The sequence below is a fragment of the Arthrobacter sp. USHLN218 genome, assembly GCF_037144715.1.
In the GTDB taxonomy this organism is placed as follows: domain Bacteria; phylum Actinomycetota; class Actinomycetes; order Actinomycetales; family Micrococcaceae; genus Crystallibacter.
Window position 1 is genome coordinate 169606 of record NZ_JBBCYT010000004.1, and the last position, 21250, is coordinate 190855.

A 21250-nucleotide genomic window follows, 5' to 3' on the forward strand; every position below is an offset into this window, starting at 1 on the left:
ACAGTTATGACAGCAGCAGAAACGACGACGGCGGGTCAGCGCGTGGAGACGGACGTAGAGGCGATCCGACGCCTGACCCACGAGTACTCGTGGGCCGTGGACAATGCCAGGCTCGACGACATCGTGGCCCTCTTTGCGGAGGACGCGGAATGGGACGTCAGCGCCTTTGGCATGGACCCGGTGCGCGGGGCGGATGCGATCCGCGCCTTCTACGCCGGGCTGATCGAGAACACCACCCACCGCTGCCACCTGGCGCTGAACCACCTGATCGATGTCGACGGCGATACCGCCTCCGCCCGGGTCTACATCCATGCGTTCGTCACCATGCCCGACGGCAGGCGGGACGAATCCCTGGGCTACTACGCGGACAACTACATCCGGACCGGACAGGGCTGGAAGTTCCAGCGGCGCGCGGCCTATCCGCTGCTTCCCGCGCCGCCGGCCCCGGTATAGCCAAGGATCCGGCCAACCCGGCCGGCACGCCGCGGGGCTTCCCCATACGGGACGCCCCGCGGCACCAGCAGAAACCGATGGGCCCGGGCCTGACGCTGCACCGGGCCCTAAAGATAAAGGAGCAGACATGCCAGTACAGACACCCGAAACGACCGTTGACGTAGACGTCGAGCAAATCCGCCGCCTGGTCCACCAATACTGCCGGGCCATCGACACCTTCCAGCTGTCCGACGTGGTCGGAACTTTCACCGACGACGCGGTCTGGGACATGAGCGCCCTGGGAGCCTCGCAGGCCAGCGGCATCGAGAACGTCCGGGCTTCCTTCGCCGCCCTGATCGACAGCCTCACGGCCTGCGTCCACTTCACGACGAACCATCTGGTCGACGTCGACGGCGATACCGCCACCGGAACGGTCTACTGCCACGCGTTCGCCATCGGAGCCGACGGGAGCAGGGTCGAAAACCTGATCCTCTACACGGACGACTACACCCGGACGGCCGGGGGCTGGAAATTCCAGCGCCGGACCGTCACCCCGCTGATGCCGGCCGAGGCGACTGCCAAATAGCCCGCAACCAGACCAGCATTGCCGCCATACAACTCGACGAAGAGGAACCCACATGGCACTTGACAACGCAACGATCGCCTTTTTGAATGCTTCGGCCGAAGCAGCCGGCCCGGAAGCGAAACCGATGTGGCACCTGCCACCGGCCGAGGCCCGCGCGATCTCGGCAGGCATGACCCCCATGTTCGGCACCGGCCCCGACATGCATTCAACCCAGGAGCACCTGCTCACCGGGATCGACGGCGGACAGTTCGCCGTCCGCGTCCACGTCCCGGTCGAGAAGCCGGCCGGCGTGTTCGTCTACCTGCACGGCGGAGGCTGGGTCCTCAGCGACATCGACAGCTTCGATACCCTGGGCCGGCAGCTGGCCGAGAAGTCCGGCTGCGCCGTGGTCCTGGTCAACTACCGCAAGGCTCCCGAGTCCCGCTTTCCAATCGCCGTCGAGGACTCCTGGACCGCACTGCAGTGGGCCGCCGGCCACCTCGAGGAGATCGCCGGCGCCCAGGTGCCGCTGTTCGTCGGCGGCGACAGCGCCGGCGGTAACCTGTCCGCCGTCATGGCACTGCGGGCGCGCGACAACAACGGCCCGCAGCTGGCCAAGCAGATCCTCATCTACCCGGTCACCGACGCGGACTTCAGCCGCGGCTCCTACCTTGAGGACGAAAACCAGACCCTGCTCACCACCGAATTCATGCAGTGGTTCTGGGACCATTACGTACCCAATCCCGAGGACCGAAGGCACCATGAGGCATCGCCGCTGCGTGCCGAAAGCCTCGAGGGCCTGGCCCCGGCACTGGTGATCACGGGCGCCCATGATGTGCTCCGCGACGAAGGCGAGGCCTACGCCCAGCGCCTGCAGGAAGCCGGCGTACCCACTGAACACCGGCGCTGGGAGGGCCAGATGCACGGCTTCTTCTCGATGGTCAACGTCCTGCCGGCGGCGGCCGAAGCCATGGACTTCGTCGCGGCCGCTGTCCGCGCCGACCTGAAGCAGGAGGCAGCCCGATGAACACCACCCGTGAATTCGACGTCGTCGTCGTCGGGGCAGGCTTTTCCGGCCTCTACATGCTGCACCGCCTACGCGAACTCAACCTGAGCGCCGTGGTCTTCGAAAAGGGCGACGGCGTCGGCGGCACCTGGTATTGGAACCGCTACCCGGGTGCGCGCTGCGACGTGGAAAGCCCCCATTATTCCTACGCCTTCTCCCCCGAGCTGGAGCAGGAATGGGAGTGGACCGAGCGCTATCCGTCCCAGCCCGAAATCATGTCCTACCTCAACCACGTCGCGGACCGCTTCGGCCTGCGCGACGGGATTGAGCTCGAAACCGAGGTCACCGCTGCGGCTTTCGACGACGCCGCCAACCGCTGGAGCGTCAGCACGGATCGCGGCGAAACTGTGAAGGCGAAATACGTGGTCATGGCCACGGGCTGCCTGTCCACCGGGCGCGTCCCCGAGTTCGACGGGCTGGAATCATTCGCTGGCGAGATCTACCACACCGGCTCCTGGCCGCATCAAGGGGTCGACTTCACGGGCAAGCGCGTGGGCGTCATCGGCACCGGCTCCTCCGGCATCCAGGCCATTCCCGAGATCGCCAAGAAGGCCAAGCAGTTGACGGTTTTCCAGCGCACGGCCAGTTTCAGCGTCCCCGCCCGGAACGCGCCGCTCGACCAGAAGGAATGGAAGGAGATCAAGGCGGACTACCGCAGCCTGCGGGAACTGGCGCGGCATTCGGCGACCGGTCTGCCCTTCACCGGCGGCACGACGTCGGCTCTTGAAGCCACCCCGGAGGAGCGCAAGGCCAACTACGAGGCCCACTGGGGCCTCGGCGGCTTCCGGATCGGTGCGGCCTACACCGACCTGATCGTGAACAAGCAAGCCAACGACACGCTGGCAGAGTTCATCCACGCCAAGATCGACGAGCAGGTGAAGGACCCGGAAACGGCCGAACTGCTCAAGCCGCGCGACTACCCGGTATCCACCAAGAGGATCTGCGTGGACACGGACTATTACGCGACCTACAACCGCGACAACGTCTCGTTGGTGGATGTGCGCAGCGCGCCTGTTGTGGGCCTGAGCGAACGCGGCCTCAAGACCGAGGACGCCGAGTACGAGTTCGACGCGATCGTCTTCGCGACCGGCTTCGACGCCATGACCGGCTCCATGCTGAAGGTGGACATCACGGGCTCCGGCGGCGTCTCGCTGCGGGACAAGTGGGCGGCCGGTCCGCGTACCTACCTGGGCCTGTCCATCTCGGGGTTCCCCAATCTGTTCTCCGTGGCCGGGGCCGGCTCACCGTCCGTGCTGACCAACATGGTCACGGCCATCGAACAGCACGTGGAATGGATCAGCGACCACATCGCCTACCTCCAGGAGCGCGGCCTCAGCCGATCCGAAGCCTTGCCGGAGGCGGAGGACCGCTGGGTGGACCACGTGAACGAGATCGCAGGGATGACGCTGTTCAACCAGGCCAACTCCTGGTATCTGGGTGCCAACGTTCCGGGCAAGACGCGCGTGTTCATGCCCTACGCGGGCGGTCTCGGCGCCTACCGTGCCAAGTGCGACGAAGTCGCCTCGGCGGACTATGAAGGCTTCGCGCTGAGCTAGCACAGCTTCGGGACCACGACGACGGCGGCGGTAACCTCTTGGGTTCCGCTGCCGTCGTCGTGCGTGCGGCACGCTCCCCGCGGTGCGTGCCCCAAGGCTCTGCCCCCGCCGTCGCGCCCGCTGCGCCGCGTCGACGTCCGTTTCGCAGGTGCGCCCCATCCACCCAGGGCCCACGGCAAAAGTCCGGCGGCCGGTTGACCGGCCGCCGGACCCCTTACCTTCTGGCGCTGCCTACACGCGCCACTGGATGTGCTTGGCTTCCAGGTATTCCTGCACGCCCCATTCGCCGAGCTCGCGTCCGACGCCGGAACGGCCGTAGCCGCCGAACGGCGCATCGGGGCGCATCGCGCCGCCGCCGTTGATCCACACAGTGCCGGCGCGGATCTGCTCTGCGACCCGGCGGCCCTCGGCCAGGTCCTCGCCGCACCACACGTTCGCCGCCAGCCCGTAGGGGGTGTCGTTGGCCAGCCTGATCGCTTCATCGGTGTCTTTGAACGGCACGATGACTGCGACCGGGCCGAAGATTTCCTCCTGCACGGCACGAGCGCTGTGCGGCAGCCCGCCGAGCAGCACTGGATTGACGAACCAGCCCTTCTCCGGCAGCGGCTTCTTGACCTCGAGGAGCTTTCGGCCGCCTTCGGCCACCGACCCATCGATGAAACCCCGGACGCGGGCCTGGTGGTCAGGGCGGATCATCGGGCCGACATTCGTGGCCCGGTCCCAGGGATCGCCCACGACCATCTGGTCGAACGCCGAGGCGCCGGCCTCGAGGAATTCGTCATACAGCGCGTCGTGCACCAGGATGCGCGCCAGCGCCGCGCAGCCCTGGCCGCCGTTGCGTGCCCAACGCAGGTGCATTTCGACGGCGATCTGCTGCACGTCGACGCCGGGCAGGACCAGTGTGGGAGACTTTCCGCCCAGTTCCAGCGTGACGTCGGTGAGGTTGACGGCGGCCTGGGCCATGATCTTCGCACCGACGCCGTCGGATCCGGTGAAGGAAACCTTGTCCACCCCCGGATGCGAGGACAGCTGCTGGCCGACGTCGGCTCCGCCGATGATGACGTTCATGACACCGTCCGGCAGGCCCGCCTCGCGGATCAGGTCGCCCATGAACAGGGTGGTGAGAGGGGTGCGCGGCGAAGGGAGCAGCACCACCGTGCAGCCCGCAGCCAACGCGGCACCGAACTTGAAGACGGCCAGGTTCAGGGGGTAGTTGTAGCCGGTGATGGCTGCCACCACGCCGACCGGCTGGTGGACAACGTCGCTCATCGTCGGGTGCGGCTTGTCATAGCCGCCCAGGTGCTGGATGCGCTCCTGCTTCGCGGCTTCGGCGGCCCAGCGCAGATGCTCGTCGACAGCCATCTTGACCTGCAGGTATTCGGCCAGCGCGATGGGGGTGCCGACCTCGTTGATGATGGAGGGCAGCAGGCGGTCCGCAGCGGCTTCGAGCACGTCTGCCAGCCGATGGATGTGGCGGGAACGCTCCTCGCCGCTGAGGGCGGCCCAGGCCGGGAAGGCGGTGCGGGCCGCGGCGACGGCGTCGTCGACCTGCCGGCTGGAGGCGCCGGCGACAGTGCCGATGACCGCTTCGGTGGCCGGGTTGAAGACGTCCCAGCTCTCGCCCTCGGGCTGTACCTCGGCGCCGCCAACCAGGAGGGTGCGGGTTTCGGGCACCCAGTCCTTGAGCGGATGCTGCTCGGTTTCGATGCTCAGCGTCATGCTACTACTCCTTCCTTGGGCCGCCTGGCCATAAGACCGACGCGAACCATGTCGCAGACGACCTGGTCGCGCTGGTTCAGGCCGAGGTGCTTGAACCAGACGATGCCCGAATCGTCGCGGGACTTCGACTCCCGCTTCTTGAGAATGGTGGTCTCCGCCCGGAGGGTGTCCCCGTGGAACACCGGGTTGGGGAACTTGACGGAGTCGTACCCGAGGTTCCCCAGGGTGGTGCCCATCGTCAGCTCCGGCACGTGGAAGGCGCCGATCAGGGCGACCGTGAAGAGGCTGTTGAGCACCCGCTGCCCGTGGATCGTCGTCTTGGCGTATTCCTCGTCCAGGTGCAGCGGCGCCACGTTCATCGTCAGGGACGTGAACATGACATTGTCCATCTCCGTGATGGTCCGGGTCAGGGCGTGCTTGTAGTGGGCCCCTTCTTCGAACTCCTCGAACCACAGTCCGCGCATCGTCATTTGTTTCCTCCGGTCGTGATCTGCGCCGCGCGGTCGAGCCACTCAACGGCCTTGTCGTAATGTGCCTTGTCAATGTGCAGTCCGCGGTAGCGCAGCGCGCCCGTCCCCTCCGCGGCAGCAGCCTCGTACGCCTTGACCATTCCTTCGTAGAAGGCGATGTCCTCGGCCGAGGGCGAGAAAACCTCGTTCACGGTGGCCACGTGCTTTGGGTGGATCGCGATCATGCCGCGGAACCCCAGTTGCCGGCCGCGGAGGGCGAACTCGCGCAGTCCCTCGATGTTCTCCAGGTCCTCCCAGAGACCGGTCAGGGCGTGGATGCCGGCCTCGCGGCAGGCCAGCAGCACCCGGCTGCGCAGGTACAGCGTCTCCTGGCCCTCCGGGGTCCACTCGTAGCCGACGGCCCGGGCGATGTCCGCGTGCTCGGCGCTGGGGCCGATCATTGCGCCGACCCGGGGCGAGCTCAGTGCCACTTCCCGGCAGTTCTGGATGGCCTGCACGGTCTCGACCGGCACGATGTATTCCAGGCCGGTGACGCCGTTGCGTTCCTCGAAGTGATCCAGCAGCGCGTCGTACTGCAGCACATCCGTTGCCTTCTCCACCTTCGGGGCGAAGATGCCCGTGAGCCCGGGCACCACCACTTCCTCCAGGTCCCCGCCGGTCAGCCGGGTCGCAAGCGGATTGACGCGGACAAACAGGCCGACCTCGGTGTTGGTGGCGCGGACCCGGCGGATCGAGTCCGCCACCTGGGCCCGGGCGGCCGCCTTTTCGGTGACCGGAACGGAATCCTCCAGGTCCAGCACCACGCAGTCCGCGCCCGCATTGATGGCCTTGTCGACCCAGGCCGGTCGGTGGCCGGGCACGAAGAGGATGGAGCGGTAGGCGCGCATCAGTAGCTCCTCGGCAGCTCGAGCACGTGCTCGGAGAAGTAGTTCAGCACCATCTCCTGGCTGATCGGCGCGATGCGCATCAGGCGCGCTTCGCGGAAGTACCGCTCAACGTGGAATTCCTTGCCGTACCCGAACCCGCCGTGGACCTGGAGGGCAACGTCGGCCGCGAAGAAGCCGGCCTCCGCGCAAAGGTACTTTGCGGCGTTAGCCTCGCGGCCGCAGGGGATGCCGTTGTCCACCATCCATGCCGCCTTCTGCACCACGGCCTCGGCGGCGTCCAGCTTGATCTGGGCCTCGGCCAGCTGGAAGGCGATGCCCTGGTTCTTGCCGATGGGCCGGCCGAATACCTCGCGCTCATTGGCGTAGCGGACGCCGCGGCGCAGAGCCGCCTTCCCGATGCCGAGGGCTGCATTTGCCGAGATGACGCGCTCGGCGTTCAGTCCACCCAGGATCGCCCGGAAGCCATGGCCGACCTCGCCGACAACGTCCTCATCGGCGACGAAAAGCTCGTCGATGAACAATTCGTTGGTGTCGACGGCGTTGCGTCCCATCTTCGGAATCGGACGGATGGAGACGTGCTTCGGGTCCATCTCGGCGAAGAACAGCGTCATGCCAGCGGTCCGCTTACCGTTGGGGTCACGCGGGCTGGTACGGGCCAGGATGAGCATGCGCTCGGCTTCCTGGGCCTTGGTGATCCAGACCTTCTGGCCGGAAATCAGGTAGCCCCCGTCCACCTTCTTGGCAAAGGTGGAGATGTTGGTGGTGTCCGTGCCGGCGTCCGGCTCCGTGACGGCGAACGAGGTGTGCAGTTCACCGGTGACGACGCGCTTGAGGAAGCGGTCCTTCAGGTCCTTGCTCCCGTGGTGGATGATCGGTTCGAAACCGAAGATGCCGATGTGCACGGCGCTGCAGCCGCCCATGCCGGCTCCCGACGCGGCGATCTCCTGCTCAACAATGGCCGCCTCGGTGACCCCAAGCCCGCCGCCCCCGTATTCCTCCGGAATCGTCAGTCCCAGCCAGCCGCCCTCGGCTACCGCATTGTAGAACTCCCACGGGAATTCCTTGGATTCGTCGTGCTCCATCCAGTATTCGTCCGGGAAGCTCTTGCAGAGGTCCCTGACAGAGGACCTGATGTCGTCGTGCAGGGGGTTAGGGCTAAGGTCCATGGGTTCTTCTCTTTTCTCGTAAGGCGGCAGGTCTTCAGGAAACGGGTACTGCCTGGCGGTCGAAAGTGTTCGCGTCGATCGCTTCCGTGCGCAGGACCGCTTTGCGGATCTTCTGTGATGGGGTCTTGGGCAGTTCTTCGACAATCCGCAGGTACCGGGGGATCGCGAAGGCGGGTATCCGGCCCTCGCACCAGCCGAGGATTTCCGAGGGGTCGACATCCTCAGTGACGACGACGACGGCCAGCACTTCGTCCTCCCCCGCCTCAACGTCGGCCGGGACGCCGACGACGGCACACTCGACGACTGCCGGATGCCCCATGACGGCTGCCTCGATCTCGTACGAGCTGATGTTCTCCCCGCGGCGGCGCAGGGCGTCCTTGTACCGGTCCACGAAGTAGAACCAGCCCTCCTCGTCCTGGCGGAGGGCGTCGCCGGTGTGGAACCACAGGTTCCTCCAGGCTTCAAGCGTCTTTTCCGGCATCCCGTAGTAGCCGTTGCTGCATGTCCAAGGCTGGACGGGGCGCACCACCAGCTCGCCGACCTCACCGACGGGGACTTCGCGGTCCGTTTCAGGGTCTACGAGGCGGATGTCGAACCATTCGGAGGCGGCCAGGCCCGCGGCGCCCGCAGGTCGGGGAACGCCATACGGGGAGAGGATCGGTGCGCAGGTCTCGGTCAATCCGAAGGCGTCTACGAAGGCTTCGATCCCATAGCGCTCCTTGAACTGCTCAACGATCGTGCTCGCGGTCGGCGCCGCGTAGACAGCGCGAAGCACGTTGTCCCTGTCGTTCTCGCGGGGTGGCTGCTTCCACGCGAAGTCCATCATGACGCCCACGAAGTTGGTGACGGTGACGCCGGAATCCCGGACGTGGTCGATCCAGCGGCTGGCACTGAACTTGGGCCGGATGACGGCACGCCCCCCGGCGATGATCACGGGATAGACGGCCATGAACTGGGCGTTGCCGTGGAACAGCGGAGTCGTCGTCAGGTAGGTGTCCGCATCCGTCAGGCGGGTAAGGCAGACCACCTCCTGCGCGAAGAAGTAGAGCTGCGAGTGCGGCATCGAGACGCCCTTGGAAGGACCGGTAGTGCCCGAGGTGAAGAAGATGGCACCCAGATCCTGGGCACGCGGCGACGCCATGTCCAGCACCGGCCCCTGTTCCAGGTCCTCCCACGGTGCTGCGTCCCAGCCGTTGGAGCGCAGCAGGTCCACGGCTCCGTCGAGCAAGCCGGCGCCGGTGTCGATCACCCAGAAGCGCTCGATGCTGCGCGCGTGTTCGCCAATGGCCACGAAGCGTGGGGCGAAGGCGTCGTCGATAACGGCGAAGCGAGCGCCGACGACATTGAGCTGGTGACGCAGGAACTCGCCCTCGTAGTTGGTGTTGATCGGCACCTCCACGAAGTTGCCCACCGCGGCGCCCCACCAGGAACGCACCAGCTGCGAGGAGTTCATCGCCATGATGGCCACCCTGTCCCCGGCGTTGGCGCCCGCGGTGATCCAGGTGCCGGCGATGCGTTCCGCGCTGGCGAGCGCTTCGGCGTACGTCCAGCGCGCCTCCTCCACCGGCGCATCCAGGCACACGGCGTCCGGACGCACGGATGCGTGGTGACGCAGGACCCGGTCAAGCGTCCAGGTCTCCGGATCCGGGAACGTCGGAACGAGATCTGTGTAGACCTGCCGCTTGCTCATCGATTGCCTCCAAACATCGAATCTTCTTTGAAATCCATGCACGGGATAGCGAAATCTCCGTCCGCCTCCGAAATGCGGGGCGGAGCTATGAAGTGTTATCCAGCTAACAATTCAGAACCGTAGCACCGAGTCTCGGTTCCTGACAATGATGCGACTAGATTATGTCGGCCGCGGACATATCCGCCCTCGGGCGCGCAAAAGGCCGGGAGGCAGTATGGACTGCCACCCCGACCCTTCACCTGGCGCGACCGGACTACCCACGCGTCCGCTCGCGTCGCGCCGACGCCCTTTGCCTGCAGCGGCAGGAGCTATCCTGCGCCTACTGCGCCCATAACCTTCTCGAACGAGGTGCTCTCGAGCCCGGCCAGCGGCTTGACGACCTCTTCGCCCACCTTCTTGAGGTAAGCCGCCGTCTGCTCGGCGTCCATTCCCGGCCAGTGCGGGCGGATCAGCAGCGGGCCGATCGGCAGCCAGTCGGCGATCTGCGCGATCTGGTTGCGCACCTCCTCGGCCGAGCCCAGGAGGACATGGTCCCGAATCGTATCGACGAATCCGCCACGGACGGCCTCGTCGGACAAAAGATCCATCCCGCGATCCGCGTACGCCTCGTACTTCACGCGGGCAACGGCGGCAAAGTTGTTCACGGCGTCGTCGAAGTCGCGGCCGATCATCAGCTCGCGGCGGAGGGGCAGCTTGTTCAGAGGCAGGCCGGCATCCACACGCTCGTCCACGTAAATGCGGATAAGCTCCTCCACCTGGTCCACCGTCTGCTGCGGGGTGATCGTCCAGACATCGCCCAAGCGGGCAGCGCGGCGCACCCCGTTCTCCTTCATCGCGCCGAGCCAGATCGGCGGCCGCGGATTCTGCACCGGCCGGATGTGCGTCGGGGCGTCCTCAATGTTCCAGAACTTGCCCTGATGGGTCACCCGCTCCTGCGTCCAGAGCTTGGTCATCACCTCGATGAGCTCCTCAAGGAGCCCGTACCGCTGCTTGAAGGGCACGCCCATCGTCTGGTACTCCGCAGGAAGGTAGCCCGTACCGATCCCAACGACGAGGCGGCCTCGCGTGATGATATCGAGGGTCGCGAGCTCCTCCGCCAGGATCACCGGGTGGTGGACGGGGCCCACCAGCACCGTCGTCCCCAGCTTGACGTCGTCGTCAAGCTCGGCGGCCAGCCGGCTCAGCAGCGGGATTGGCTGCAGCCAGCGGAAACCGTCGTACAGGAAGTGCTGCCCGATGGTGAGGTATTTGAATCCCGCCTCTTGCGCGGCCTCGACCTTGCGCAGCATGAGGTCGAGGTGCTCGGTCGGCGAAGATTCGACCGGCTGGTCCCCCATAAGGATGCCGAACTCCATGGTGATCTCCTTGCTTTCTCGCCCCCCTAAGGGGCATAGGTCTACTTGGCCGTCAGTCCGCCGTCGACCGGGATGGTGATCCCGGTAACGTAGCTGGACAGGTCGCTGGCCAGGAAGAGGGCGACGCTCGCGATCTCCTCCGGCTGCGACGCACGGCCCAGCGGGATCTGCGCGAAGAAGGCCTTCTTGCGCTCCTCGACCTCTTGGGGCGAGGCACGGAAGAACCCGGGGAGCCCCGGGGTCTCGACGGAGCCGGGCGCGATGGCGTTGACGCGGATCTTGTCGGGCGCGAAGGCCAGTGCCAGGGAGCGGACCAAGGCGATCAGGCCGCCCTTGGTGAAGGAATACAAGGGGCTCCACGGCGATCCGACCAGACCGGAGCTGGAGCTCTTGAAGATCACGGATGCGCCGTCGGCGGCCTTGAGGAGGTCGGTCAGGTAATGCGTGAGGTAGAAGCTGGCGCGCGCGTTGATCTCAATCAACGCATCCCACTCCTCCTCGGTCAGGTCCAGGCCGGCGGCACCCGGGATGCCGACGTTGTTGTAGAGGACGTGCAGCACTCCGTGATCCTTCTCCACCTGCTTGGCGACGCCCTTCAAGGCCTCCAGGTCGCGGACATCCGCCACGATCCCGGTCGCCTGCCCGCCCTTTTCGCGGATTCCATCGACGACGGCCTTGGTGGCTTCCTCATCACGGTCGACGACGTAGACGAACGCGCCTTGTTCAGCGAAACGCTCGGCGCCGGCCTTTCCCATCCCGGAGGCACCAGCGGTAACCAACGCGACCTTGTTCTGCAGCATAATTTTCCTCTTCGATGCTTCGGTGAATCGACGGTGGAGTGAAGGCGTCGGGCCGGGAAATGCCCGCGCCGCTCACCCTTCCTCATTTATAATCATCATTATTACTGATGTGGGGGTCACTACACAAGATCCTTGGCATCGCGCTTTCGGACTCGGGTTCCGGCCGGCCTCCGCACCGTCCATGCTTACCACGCTCGGATGGACGGGACCTCAGGGCGGCTCCCATGTTTCTTCGCCCGGCACAAGCTCCTGCTCAGCGGGTACGCTGCCGGAACGCGGCCACGGCCTCCGCATGCTGGGGCGTGCCGAACAAGAGAGCCGTCGCCTCGACGGACTCGCTGAACCCGGTTGTGGTGTGCCGCTTGATAAACGCCTTACCCACCTGAACCGCGAGGGGCGGCTTCGCGGCGATCTCCCCGGCCAAGCCGAGGGCGTGCTCGAACAGTTCGCCGTCGGGATGTACTTCCTGGACCAAGCCGCAGGCACGCGCCTGGCACGGATCGATATCCCGGCCTGTGAGCGCCAGGTAGCTTGTCCACTGGGGACCGATCACTTGGGGCCCCCGGACGATCCCGAACCCGGGCTGGAGCCCGACGTTTGCTTCCTTGAAGGAGAATCTGGCGGATTCCCCGGCGAGCACGATGTCGCAGGCCAGGGCCAGTTCGGTCCCCCCACCGTAGGCGAGGCCCTTTACCGCGGCGATGACTGGGACCGCGCAACGTTCGACGGAGTGGAAGGCGTCATAAACCCGCCGCAAGTGCGGCCGCACCCGGTTAGCGTCGCCGTCGAGGTCGTGGAACATGTCAATGTCCCCGCCGGCGGAGAACGCGCGGCCCTCAGCCGTGAGAACAACGGCCCGGACGTCGTCGTCCACTCCGAAGCTCCCCATGACCGCGGTCAGCTCCCGGAACCAGAGCTGGTCCATCGCATTCAGCTTCTCCGGCCGGGACATGCGCAGTTCGACGACGTGCGCGGAGTGCTCGACGACCGTGAAGCGCTGCAGCCGCCCGCTCATCGCGCCGTCGCCTGGCTGTCCCACGTGCCTGCGGTGACCCCCTCGGCGCGCAGCCGGTATTTTTCCACCCGCTGGCTGGGGGTCATGGGCAGTGCGTCGACGAGTCTGACGAAGCGGGGCATCGCGAAGGAGGTGAGCGTCCCGCGGCAGTGATCCAGGAGCGCGGCAGGGTCGAAGGTCCGGCCTTCCCGGAGCACGACGGCGACCATCACCTCTTCCTCGCTGAGCGACGACGGCACGCCATAGGCTGCCACCTGGGCGACATCCGGATGCTCGCCGACCACGCGTTCGATCTCCCAGGACGAAATGTTCTCCCCGCGCCGGCGGATCGAGTCCTTGACACGGTCGACGAAGGTGAGGAAACCGTCGTCGTCAAGCTGCCCGCGGTCACCTGTGTGGAACCATAGGTTGCGCCAGCTGTTGGCTGTGGCCTCGGGCATGTGGTGGTAGCCGTTGAACATCCAGCCGGGCTGCTTCGGGCGCACCACGATTTCGCCCGTGGTCCCGGCGGCCACCGGTTCGTCGCGGTCGTCGACGACGGCGACCTGGTAGTTCTCCGACTCGTTGCCCGCCGTCCCGACTTTGCGGTCCCACGGCGGCATGTCGGTCACGATGGAGACTTCGGTGCTGCCGTAGATCTCCGTGAGGCGCACACCAAAGCGGCGCTCGAAGTCCGCGAAGATCTCCGGAGGACACGGCGCCCCAAATCCGAGCCGGACCGGGTTGTCGGCGTCGTCAGGGCGCGGCGGCTGCTTGTACAGGATGCTCATCATCGCGCCCTGGTAGTTGAAGGCGGTGATGCCGTGCTCGCGGCAGATGTCCCAGAACCGGCTGGCGGAGAACTTGCGATGCATGACGAGGTCCGCACCCACCTCGATCGCGGCCATGACACTGCAGTACCGCGCGTTGCTGTGATAGAGCGGGAAGACGGAATACAGGCGGTCGTCGGCCGTGTACTCGAGCAGCTTGGCGGTGTAGCGGGCCAGATTGATGTTGGCGCGATGGCTGAGCAGCACGCCCTTGGGCGGCCCGGTGGTTCCCGACGTATAGAGGATCACGGCAGGCGCTTCCGGGTCGACGTCGCAGGCCTCGTCCGCGGGACGGGCCAGCAGGTCGTCGAACGCCATCCGCCTAATCCGGGCGGCAGCCTTCGGTGTCCCGCCGCCGACTATGACCAAATGCCGGACGGTTTCGATGTCCCGGATCAGCTCGCAAACCACCGCTTCGCGCTCGGCGTCGCACACCACCACCGACGCGCCCGACTGCTCGATGCAGTACCGCAGCAGCTCGGATCCGCCGGTGGGATTCAGCGGAACCTCCACGAGGCCCGCCTTCGCCAGGCCGAACCACGCTTGCAGTGCTTCCACGCTGGCCGACATGACCAGGCAGACGCGGTCGCCTGCCGCCAGGCCCAGGGCCAGGAAGCCGGCCGCGGCCCGTCCGGCCGCGGAATCAAGGTCGGCAACCGAGGTCGCATGCCCCTCGACCTCGACGGTTGCCTGCGGATGGCGGCCGGCGGCGTCGGCGAGCCAGCCGCCGATCGACAACTGCTGCTGCCCGACTGCTGTAAGGGACATTGCGTCCAGTCCTTTCTGGCGGGATTCAGTGCTCGCCCGGAGCGTCCTGGCGGCGCGGCAGGGTCGACAGGATCGCGGTCAGGCGGCCCGGGACCGCGGTTTTGTCCCAATGGGGATCGCGGCAGGCGAAGGTCATGTGCCCCCGGGTGATGACAGCGCCGTCGCGGGTGAAATCGAAGCCGAGCGTGTAGGAGCTGGTCCCGAGCCGCTCCAGCACAACTTGGCAAGTGAGCCAGTCGAAGACCCGCGCAGGCTGGGCATAGTTTGCGCCGGAACTCACTCCGACCGTCAGGATGCCCAGGTCCTCAAGCATCTCGCCGCTGCGGATACCGTGCTCATGCAGCCAAGTAGTGTACGCACGTTCCATCCATCGGTAATAGATGGCGAAGTAGGCGATGCCGACGACGTCGCAGTCGCCGTATGCGAGTTGGAACGTCAGGCGTCCCTCCGAAATTTCGCTCGAAGCGGTGTCCGCTAACGCATTTGTCGCCGTTGTCATCGGTAGGTCTCCTCGTGGTCGTCATTTTCCGCTGGCCGGACCATCGGCCTCAGCTCGGCATCGGATCGAACGAACTCGCGTTGAGCGGGGCCAGCATGTCCTCGCCGACCAGGGCCGTGCGCGTCACCGTGATGCGCTTGGCGGTAAAGACCCATTTGCCGTCGTGCTCCGCGATTTCGTCGTCGTACCGGCCCCAGGTGGCGCGCGCCCCGTCGGGATGCGTCGTTATCGCCAGGAAACGCGCCGCCACGGCAAGCGATCCGTCCTCCAGCTCGGTAGCCGACAGGTTGGTGGTCATGTGCTGGCTGGCCTGGACATCGGACTGCGCGAAATCCCGGTAGAGACCGAGGAAAGCTTCGCGGCCCGCCCGAGGCGCTCCGTCGGCACTTCGCACCAGGACGATATCGGGGTGCGCAATCGCCGACAGCCCCTCCACGTCCTTGGCGTCGACCATGCGCGTATACGCGGTCAAGAGCTGATGGGCACGAAAGTGCTGAAGCATCTCTGCCGTAATTTCCGTCATCCTGCTACCCTCCTGTGAATGTGCAAGCCGCTAAAGCCGCGGCTTCCAGTCCGAGCTTTCAGTCCGAACTTCTAGTCCGAACTTCTAGTCCGCGATCGTCGTTTCTTTAGCGCCGTCCCACCGGGCAAGCACACCAGGGACCCGCATATCGTTGCCTTCGAAAGTGATGTCACCCATCGCGCCGGTGAAGCCTTCCCTCGCTATCTGCTCGAGGCCGTCGCGGATTCCTTCCCTGGACGAATCACCGCTGGCCTTGATCGCCCGCGCGATCCACCAGACTGCGTCGTAGCCTTCCGCCGCGTAGGTCTTCGGCAGCTCGTCGAATTCCTTCTTATAGGAGTCGACGAATGCCTTGGCGTGCGGGTCGGTCTGGGCGGCGGAGAAGTCAACGGGATAGACCATATCGACGGCGTACTGTCCCGCCTGGGCTGCGTTTCCACCTGCGTTGTTGGTGTTTCCAACGAATTGCCCCTCGTAGCCCGCCTGGCGCAGCTGCGTCATTGCGGTCACCGATTGGGAGGACAGCAGCAAAAGCACGACGGCGTCGGGGGCCTTCTGGGCGATTGCCTGCGCCTGCGACGTGAAGTCCTGGGTTGTCGACTGCACCGGGATGTTCTCGACGATGTTCAGCCCCGCCTTGTCAGCCATCGCGGGGAAGTGCGTCCCGGCGAGCTCGGCAAGCGTCGGGTAGGTCGAGTTATACAGCACCGCGACGTCCTTGAGCCCCTCCTTGTCCAGGAATTCGGCTGCGTGCCCATAGAAGGTGTGCATAGGAGCGGTGGCGCGGAAGGTATAGTCGCCGATCACCACCCCGTCGGAAGCCGACTGGGTAAAGACGACTGGAACCTTCTGCGCCTCCACGATGGGAGCGACTGCCGCGGACTGCTGGCCCTGGACCGGTCCCAGGACCACGCTGACTTCCTGGTCGGAGAGTGCCCGCGTCACTTCCGACGCAGCGCGCTCGATCGCACCCGCGCTGTCGATCTCGTCGAGGACAAGAGAGACTCCCTCGCCGAGGTACTCCTGTCCGTTGATTTCCTTCACCGCGAGTTCGGCACCTCGGGCGGCACCGACCCCGGCGTAGGCGACGGCTCCCGTGAGGTCGCGTACGCCGACCATCTTGATCTCGTCCGCGATGCCGGCTTCGGCTGGCTCCGTCGTCGTGGCGGCGCCGCATCCTGCAACGGCCAACATGGCCGGCACTATGATCAGCGCCGCGGCCTTCCTGCAGGTCTGCGTCCAGTTCATCGAGTTGCTCCAATCGTCATTAGGTAGATCCCGCCGGGCACGGCGCGTCGTCGTGCCCGGCGCGGTATGGCCGGGTGTAGCCGTCAGGCGAGTGCGGCCTCGCCCAGGAAGGCATGGACCACGGCGGTGTCGGTCTTCGCCTCTTTCGCCGTGCCGGTCCACATCACCTCGCCGCGCTGCACCAGCACGACGTCGTCCGCCACCGCCAGTGCGGCGTCGGCGTTCTGCTCCACCATGAGAACCGCGATCCCGGTGTCGGCGATCTCGCGGACCCGGGCCATCACACGGTCCACCATCCCCGGTGCCAGCCCCATGGACGGCTCGTCGAGGAGAACCACCTTCGGTTGCGACATCATGGCCCGTCCAAAGGCCAGCATTTGCTGCTCGCCGCCGCTGAGCAGGCCGCCTGGCATCGCCCGCCGGTCGGCCAGGATGGGGAATTTCTCGTAGATCCCGGCGACGGTGCGCTGCGCGTCCGATCGGCTCACCGTGTACGCCCCCATGCGGAGGTTTTCCTCGACGGTCAGCGACGGAAAGATCCGGCGCCCCTCCGGCACCATGACCATGCCCTGCCGGACCTGCCGGTGGGGAGACCATCCCAGGATCTCCTTGCCGTTCAGTTTCACCGAACCGCTCCGGGCCTTCAGCAGACCGTGGATGGCACGCAGGGACGTCGTCTTGCCGGCGCCGTTGGATCCGAGGACGAGGGTGATCCGGCCGGCCGAGGCGGACATCGAGACACCCCGCACCGCGTTTACCGAGCCATAGCTCACGTGCAGATCGTTGACCTCAAGCATGCTTGACCGCCTGCTTTCCTAGATAGGCTTCCTGGACCGCAGGATGCCGCACGACCTCCTGCGGTGCCCCTTCCACAATCAGTTTTCCGAAGTTCATCGCCAGCAGCCTGTCGCAGGTGTCCACCATCATCTGCACGTCGTGCTCAACGATGAGCTGGGTAAGCCCCTCGGCCCGCAACGACATCATCAGTGCGGAGATCTCCTCCTTTTCGGCGCGGCCCATGCCGGCCGTGGGCTCATCGAGGAGCAGGAGTTTGGGTTCCATGGCTATGGCGCGGGCGATCTCCACGCGCCGGCGGTTCCCGTAGGACAGCTCGTCGGGCCGCACCTTTGCCAAGTGCTCGCATCCCGTCCGCACCATGGCCTGTTCGGCCCGCTCGTGCGCCAGGCGGCGCGCCGCCCGCCCGCCTGCGGCGAGGGAATCCGTGCCCAGCAACACGTTTTCCAGTACGTTTCGCTCCTCGAGGAGGCGCACCGTCTGGAAGGTTCGGGCGATCCCGCGGTGGGGTACCTTGTGCGGATGGTCGCCGGCGTAGTCCTCGCCGAGAAACTTCAGCGTGCCGCGGGTCAGCGGCACGTGCCGTGTGATCGCGCCCACGAGGGTGCTCTTCCCCGAGCCGTTGGGGCCCAGGATTCCGGTAATCTTGCCCTCCGGCAGCCCGAAGGTCAGTCCGTCGACGGCTTTCACGCCGCCAAAGTGCACTGCGACGTCGTCGGCTTCGAAGATCATCCCCCGGTCGGCACTGTCATTCTGGGAGCGGCTCACGATGTTCCTCCTTGGGTAGTTGCCAAGCTGCGCTTCATTTCGGGAGAACCGGGCTCGCCGTCGGGAGTGTTCTCCGCAGCCGGCGCGGGCGGAGTCGGCCGCCGCCGCGACTGCCAGCGGTGGATCAGGTTCTTGGCCAGGCCGAGCACGCCGCTCGGAAGGAAGATCGCAGCCAGGGCGACGAGGAAGCCATAGATGATGGCTTCCCAGTCCGCCACGAAGCTCAGGACAGTCGGCAACCAAGTGATGACAATTGCTCCGATCAGGGCCCCGAGCCACGAACTCGACCCTCCGATGATGATGACCGTCAGTGCCATGACCACCATGTGGAAATTGATTTCGGCCGGCGTGATCGTGGAGCGCAGGAGCGTGGTCACCGCGCCCGCGAGGCCACCGAGCAGGCCGCTGGCCAGGAAGACCAGTTTCCGGTACCGGGCGACGTTGATGCCGAGGGCCGAAGCCAGTTCGGGGTCTTCCCGGACGGTATCGATCTTGCGTCCGAACCGCCCGTATTCCGAGATGGCCAGGCCGGCGATGACGAGTGCCAGCAGAAGGAAGACGTGCAGATTGGTGATGCCGCCAAGGGCACCGAAGATGCCGGAAGCCCCGCCGGTCAGGGTGCCCCCGTTGGTAGCGACCACCGCAATGATCAGCGTAAAGGCGACCGTCGCCATGCCGAGGTAAAGTCCGGACAGCTTGTGGATGACCAGGCCCAGCAGGTAGCAGCAGATACCGGCGAGCAGGGTCCCGAGGGCTACAGCCGTCCAAGTGTCCACGTCGAACTTCGCGTACAGGATGGCCGCCGTGTAGCCGCCGATCCCGAAACAGCCGACCCCGGCGAAGGAGAAGACACCCATCCGCAGCGGCAGTTGGATGCTGAGGGCCAGCAGCAGTGTTGTCATCGTCGCCTGGAGGACGACGGCGTTGGTGGTGTACCAAGCAATCATGTCCGACGCACCTCCTGGCGTCCGAAGATGCCCTGCGGGCGAAGCAGCAGGACGATAAAGATGAGTCCGAAGGAGACGGCGTCCACCCAGGTCCCCAGGTTCGCCGCAAAGATCAAGGTCTCGGCTCCGGCCAGGGCGAAAGCGCCAAGGATGACACCGGCCATGGATCCGAGGCCGCCAAGAACGATCATCGCGAAGGCCTTGATAAGGAGCTGGTCGCCGGTCGCCACACCCATCGCCTGGAGCTGGAAGACCTGAAGTGAGCCAGCCAGCCCCGCAAGTCCACCTGCGATCGCCATCGTGCCGATGGCCATGACCGTGCGGCTGACGCCCATGAGCGACGCGGTCTCGGAGTCGACCCCGATGGCGCGCAGGCCAAGACCTTGGCGTGATGCGCGGAGCCACAGGGTCAGGGCCACAGCAATGCCGACTCCCGCGATGATGACGATCAGCGACGTGTTCGTCATGCGAAGCCCCATGAACTCGTAGACCTCGGATTTGTACGTGGAGTTGGCAAAGCCGAAGGGTGCGGAGGCGGTCGCCCGGTCCACGATCGCGATCGGGATGGCGGCGACGCCAATACCGCCGATCAGGACCCGTAATTCAGCTGACCGGTGGTTCGTCGATCTCTTGAGGATCTGCTCGAAGGCCAGCCACTGGGTGAGGGCCGACAGCGTAGCGCCGACCACCACGGAGATCAGGATGAGCATCGGCATCGGCAGGGCCACTTGCTCGGAGACGAAATGGGCGCTGAACGCCGAGAAAACGAAGATGGCACCGTGCGCGAAGTTCAGAATGCCGATGGTGCTCCACGCCAGGGCCATGCCCAAAGCGAACAGCAGATAAATGGACCCGAGGGTCAGGGTGTTGAGCAGCTCTTGCACGCCGCCGTCCTTTCAACTCGACTGTGGTGTCGATTCGTGGGTGCGGGCCCGGCACCGTGTGCCGGCCCGCACCCTTCAATCACTCGGTGACGAGCTGCTCCTTGGAGCCGTCCCACTTCACCAGGACGCCCTTCACTCGGATGTCGTTGCCCTCGAAGGTGAGGTCGCCCATGACGCCTTCGAACCCTTCGGAAGCAACTTGCTTCAGGCCCTTCTGGATGCCTTCGCGGCTGGAGTCGCCGCTGGCTTTGATCGCCCGGGCCAGCCACCACATCGAGTCGTAGCCCTCGGCTGCATACTGATCGGGGGCCTTGCCGTACTTCTCCGTGAACCCTTCGATGAACTTCACTGAAAGTTCATTGTCCTGGGCCGCAGAGAAGTCCACGGGGTAGACGAGACCCGCGGCGTGCTCTCCCGCCGAAGCCACGTTGCCGGCGGCCTGGACCGAGGTCGCGACCGTCTGGCCCTTATACCCCGCCTGGCCAAGCTGCGTGAGGGCAGTCACCGACTGCGGGGCGATGAGGAGCATAACGACGGCGTCGGGATTCTTCGCGGCGATTTCCTGGGTCTGGGCCGTGAAGTCCTGGGTGTTGCTCTGCACCGCGTAGCTGGAGCTGATGGTGAGGCCATGCTCCTTCGCCAGCCTCGGGAACTCCTTCTCGCCGATCTCGGCGAACGTCGGGAACGTTCCGTTGTAGAGTACTGCGACGTTGGTCAGGCCCTTGTCGGCAAGGTACTTGGCCGCGATGTCGTAGTAGCTGTGCATGGGAGCGGTGGCACGGAAGGTGTAGTCGCCGATGACGACGCCGTCCGAGCCTGCCTGGTTGAAGATCGTCGGCACTTTGGCCTGCTCAACGATCGGTGCAACCGTGGCTGCCTGCTGCCCGGCGACCGGACCGAAGATCGCCTGGACCTTCGGATCGGCAATGGCGCGGGAGACTTCGCTGGATGCACGCTCTATCGCGTTGGCGGTGTCGACTTCGTCGAGGGTGAACTTGACGTCCTTTCCAAGGAAGTCCTGCTCATCGATCTCCTCCATGGCCAACTTCATGCCCTTGGACGCTCCGACACCCGCGTAGGCCACCGGCCCAGTGGTGTCGTAAATGCCCTTCAGCTTGATGTCGCTCGCGATTCCGCCTCCGCCGGCGCCCGCACTTGCTTCGCTGCCGCCGCCGCAGGCAGCGAGCATGGCAATACCGGCAAGCGCCGCCGTCACCTTGAGCAGCCGGCCTCGTATTCCGGGATGTTTCATCATTCTACCGTCCATCCATTCTAATGGTATGCATAG

At 65.7% G+C, this 21250-nt stretch carries 21 protein-coding genes; 4 read left to right on the plus strand and 17 right to left on the minus strand.

Annotation, left to right across the window (positions count from 1 at the left end; all coding sequences use genetic code 11):
• Positions 1 to 6 precede the first annotated feature (6 nt).
• The 4 genes from WFH44_RS10635 (at position 7) to WFH44_RS10650 (ending at position 3619) form a co-directional block, all read left to right on the plus strand.
• Positions 7 to 453, plus strand: a complete 447-nt coding sequence (locus tag WFH44_RS10635; protein ID WP_336713841.1) for a nuclear transport factor 2 family protein — start codon at positions 7 to 9, stop codon at positions 451 to 453.
• Between the two features lie 127 nt (positions 454 to 580).
• On the plus strand, positions 581 to 1018 hold the full coding sequence (locus tag WFH44_RS10640; protein WP_336713842.1) for a nuclear transport factor 2 family protein: 438 nt from the start codon (positions 581 to 583) through the stop codon (positions 1016 to 1018).
• Positions 1019 to 1070: 52 nt separating this feature from the next.
• Positions 1071 to 2024: an alpha/beta hydrolase gene (locus tag WFH44_RS10645; RefSeq protein WP_336713843.1), complete on the plus strand. Its 954-nt coding sequence runs from the start codon at positions 1071 to 1073 to the stop codon at positions 2022 to 2024.
• Positions 2021 to 3619: a flavin-containing monooxygenase gene (locus tag WFH44_RS10650; RefSeq protein WP_336713844.1), complete on the plus strand. Its 1599-nt coding sequence runs from the start codon at positions 2021 to 2023 to the stop codon at positions 3617 to 3619. The genes WFH44_RS10645 and WFH44_RS10650 overlap by 4 nt, the downstream gene beginning before the upstream one ends.
• A gap of 231 nt (positions 3620 to 3850) precedes the next feature.
• Here WFH44_RS10650 and WFH44_RS10655 read toward each other — a convergent pair whose 3' ends face one another.
• The 17 genes from WFH44_RS10655 to WFH44_RS10735 all read right to left on the minus strand — a co-directional run bounded on the left by WFH44_RS10655 (position 3851) and on the right by WFH44_RS10735 (position 21217).
• Entirely contained in the window at positions 3851 to 5338 is a 1488-nt protein-coding gene (locus WFH44_RS10655) for an aldehyde dehydrogenase family protein (RefSeq protein ID WP_336713845.1), read from the minus strand.
• A complete protein-coding gene (locus tag WFH44_RS10660; RefSeq protein ID WP_262106578.1) occupies positions 5335 to 5808 on the minus strand; it encodes a MaoC family dehydratase in 474 nt (157 codons plus the stop codon). Before WFH44_RS10660 ends, WFH44_RS10655 begins: the two co-directional genes overlap by 4 nt.
• Positions 5805 to 6695 carry an HpcH/HpaI aldolase/citrate lyase family protein gene (locus tag WFH44_RS10665; RefSeq protein ID WP_336713846.1) on the minus strand — a complete coding sequence of 297 codons (891 nt, stop codon included), beginning with the start codon at positions 6693 to 6695 and terminating at the stop codon, positions 5805 to 5807. Before WFH44_RS10665 ends, WFH44_RS10660 begins: the two co-directional genes overlap by 4 nt.
• Positions 6695 to 7861 carry an acyl-CoA dehydrogenase family protein gene (locus tag WFH44_RS10670; protein ID WP_336713847.1) on the minus strand — a complete coding sequence of 389 codons (1167 nt, stop codon included), beginning with the start codon at positions 7859 to 7861 and terminating at the stop codon, positions 6695 to 6697. Before WFH44_RS10670 ends, WFH44_RS10665 begins: the two co-directional genes overlap by 1 nt.
• Positions 7862 to 7895: 34 nt before the next feature.
• Positions 7896 to 9551, minus strand: coding sequence for an AMP-binding protein (locus WFH44_RS10675; RefSeq protein ID WP_336713848.1), 1656 nt, complete (start codon positions 9549 to 9551; stop codon positions 7896 to 7898).
• A gap of 308 nt (positions 9552 to 9859) precedes the next feature.
• Complete coding sequence (locus WFH44_RS10680; protein ID WP_336713849.1) at positions 9860 to 10906, minus strand: LLM class flavin-dependent oxidoreductase; 1047 nt, start codon at positions 10904 to 10906, stop codon at positions 9860 to 9862.
• Positions 10907 to 10947: 41 nt separating this feature from the next.
• Positions 10948 to 11706, minus strand: a complete 759-nt coding sequence (locus tag WFH44_RS10685; RefSeq protein WP_336713850.1) for an SDR family NAD(P)-dependent oxidoreductase — start codon at positions 11704 to 11706, stop codon at positions 10948 to 10950.
• A 253-nt stretch (positions 11707 to 11959) separates the two neighbouring features.
• Complete coding sequence (locus tag WFH44_RS10690; protein WP_336713851.1) at positions 11960 to 12721, minus strand: enoyl-CoA hydratase/isomerase family protein; 762 nt, start codon at positions 12719 to 12721, stop codon at positions 11960 to 11962.
• A complete protein-coding gene (locus WFH44_RS10695) occupies positions 12718 to 14298 on the minus strand; it encodes an AMP-binding protein (RefSeq protein WP_336713852.1) in 1581 nt (526 codons plus the stop codon). Before WFH44_RS10695 ends, WFH44_RS10690 begins: the two co-directional genes overlap by 4 nt.
• 25 nt (positions 14299 to 14323) lie before the next feature.
• On the minus strand, positions 14324 to 14797 hold the full coding sequence (locus WFH44_RS10700; protein WP_336713853.1) for an acyl-CoA thioesterase: 474 nt from the start codon (positions 14795 to 14797) through the stop codon (positions 14324 to 14326).
• Between the two features lie 49 nt (positions 14798 to 14846).
• Positions 14847 to 15320 (minus strand): nuclear transport factor 2 family protein, encoded by a 474-nt coding sequence (locus tag WFH44_RS10705; protein WP_336713854.1) that lies wholly within the window; start codon positions 15318 to 15320, stop codon positions 14847 to 14849.
• 84 nt (positions 15321 to 15404) lie between these two features.
• Entirely contained in the window at positions 15405 to 16514 is a 1110-nt protein-coding gene (locus tag WFH44_RS10710; RefSeq protein WP_336713855.1) for an ABC transporter substrate-binding protein, read from the minus strand.
• A 137-nt stretch (positions 16515 to 16651) separates the two neighbouring features.
• Positions 16652 to 17365: an ABC transporter ATP-binding protein gene (locus WFH44_RS10715; protein WP_336713856.1), complete on the minus strand. Its 714-nt coding sequence runs from the start codon at positions 17363 to 17365 to the stop codon at positions 16652 to 16654.
• Positions 17358 to 18131 carry an ABC transporter ATP-binding protein gene (locus WFH44_RS10720; RefSeq protein WP_336713857.1) on the minus strand — a complete coding sequence of 258 codons (774 nt, stop codon included), beginning with the start codon at positions 18129 to 18131 and terminating at the stop codon, positions 17358 to 17360. The genes WFH44_RS10715 and WFH44_RS10720 overlap by 8 nt, the downstream gene beginning before the upstream one ends.
• Complete coding sequence (locus WFH44_RS10725; RefSeq protein ID WP_336713858.1) at positions 18128 to 19078, minus strand: branched-chain amino acid ABC transporter permease; 951 nt, start codon at positions 19076 to 19078, stop codon at positions 18128 to 18130. Before WFH44_RS10725 ends, WFH44_RS10720 begins: the two co-directional genes overlap by 4 nt.
• On the minus strand, positions 19075 to 19962 hold the full coding sequence (locus tag WFH44_RS10730; protein WP_336713859.1) for a branched-chain amino acid ABC transporter permease: 888 nt from the start codon (positions 19960 to 19962) through the stop codon (positions 19075 to 19077). Before WFH44_RS10730 ends, WFH44_RS10725 begins: the two co-directional genes overlap by 4 nt.
• Before the next feature lie 79 nt (positions 19963 to 20041).
• Positions 20042 to 21217, minus strand: a complete 1176-nt coding sequence (locus WFH44_RS10735) for an ABC transporter substrate-binding protein (RefSeq protein WP_336713860.1) — start codon at positions 21215 to 21217, stop codon at positions 20042 to 20044.
• Positions 21218 to 21250: the final 33 nt, after the last annotated feature.

Coding starts and splice junctions, on each gene's coding strand:
- WFH44_RS10635 (WP_336713841.1), top strand. CDS start 7: ATGACAGCAGCAGAAACGACGACGGCGGGTCAGCGCGTGGAGACGGAC.
- WFH44_RS10640 (WP_336713842.1), top strand. CDS start 581: ATGCCAGTACAGACACCCGAAACGACCGTTGACGTAGACGTCGAGCAA.
- WFH44_RS10645 (WP_336713843.1), top strand. CDS start 1,071: ATGGCACTTGACAACGCAACGATCGCCTTTTTGAATGCTTCGGCCGAA.
- WFH44_RS10650 (WP_336713844.1), top strand. CDS start 2,021: ATGAACACCACCCGTGAATTCGACGTCGTCGTCGTCGGGGCAGGCTTT.
- WFH44_RS10655 (WP_336713845.1), bottom strand. CDS start 5,338: ATGACGCTGAGCATCGAAACCGAGCAGCATCCGCTCAAGGACTGGGTG.
- WFH44_RS10660 (WP_262106578.1), bottom strand. CDS start 5,808: ATGACGATGCGCGGACTGTGGTTCGAGGAGTTCGAAGAAGGGGCCCAC.
- WFH44_RS10665 (WP_336713846.1), bottom strand. CDS start 6,695: ATGCGCGCCTACCGCTCCATCCTCTTCGTGCCCGGCCACCGACCGGCC.
- WFH44_RS10670 (WP_336713847.1), bottom strand. CDS start 7,861: ATGGACCTTAGCCCTAACCCCCTGCACGACGACATCAGGTCCTCTGTC.
- WFH44_RS10675 (WP_336713848.1), bottom strand. CDS start 9,551: ATGAGCAAGCGGCAGGTCTACACAGATCTCGTTCCGACGTTCCCGGAT.
- WFH44_RS10680 (WP_336713849.1), bottom strand. CDS start 10,906: ATGGAGTTCGGCATCCTTATGGGGGACCAGCCGGTCGAATCTTCGCCG.
- WFH44_RS10685 (WP_336713850.1), bottom strand. CDS start 11,706: ATGCTGCAGAACAAGGTCGCGTTGGTTACCGCTGGTGCCTCCGGGATG.
- WFH44_RS10690 (WP_336713851.1), bottom strand. CDS start 12,721: ATGAGCGGGCGGCTGCAGCGCTTCACGGTCGTCGAGCACTCCGCGCAC.
- WFH44_RS10695 (WP_336713852.1), bottom strand. CDS start 14,298: ATGTCCCTTACAGCAGTCGGGCAGCAGCAGTTGTCGATCGGCGGCTGG.
- WFH44_RS10700 (WP_336713853.1), bottom strand. CDS start 14,797: ATGACAACGGCGACAAATGCGTTAGCGGACACCGCTTCGAGCGAAATT.
- WFH44_RS10705 (WP_336713854.1), bottom strand. CDS start 15,320: ATGACGGAAATTACGGCAGAGATGCTTCAGCACTTTCGTGCCCATCAG.
- WFH44_RS10710 (WP_336713855.1), bottom strand. CDS start 16,514: ATGTTGGCCGTTGCAGGATGCGGCGCCGCCACGACGACGGAGCCAGCC.
- WFH44_RS10715 (WP_336713856.1), bottom strand. CDS start 17,365: ATGCTTGAGGTCAACGATCTGCACGTGAGCTATGGCTCGGTAAACGCG.
- WFH44_RS10725 (WP_336713858.1), bottom strand. CDS start 19,078: ATGATTGCTTGGTACACCACCAACGCCGTCGTCCTCCAGGCGACGATG.
- WFH44_RS10735 (WP_336713860.1), bottom strand. CDS start 21,217: ATGATGAAACATCCCGGAATACGAGGCCGGCTGCTCAAGGTGACGGCG.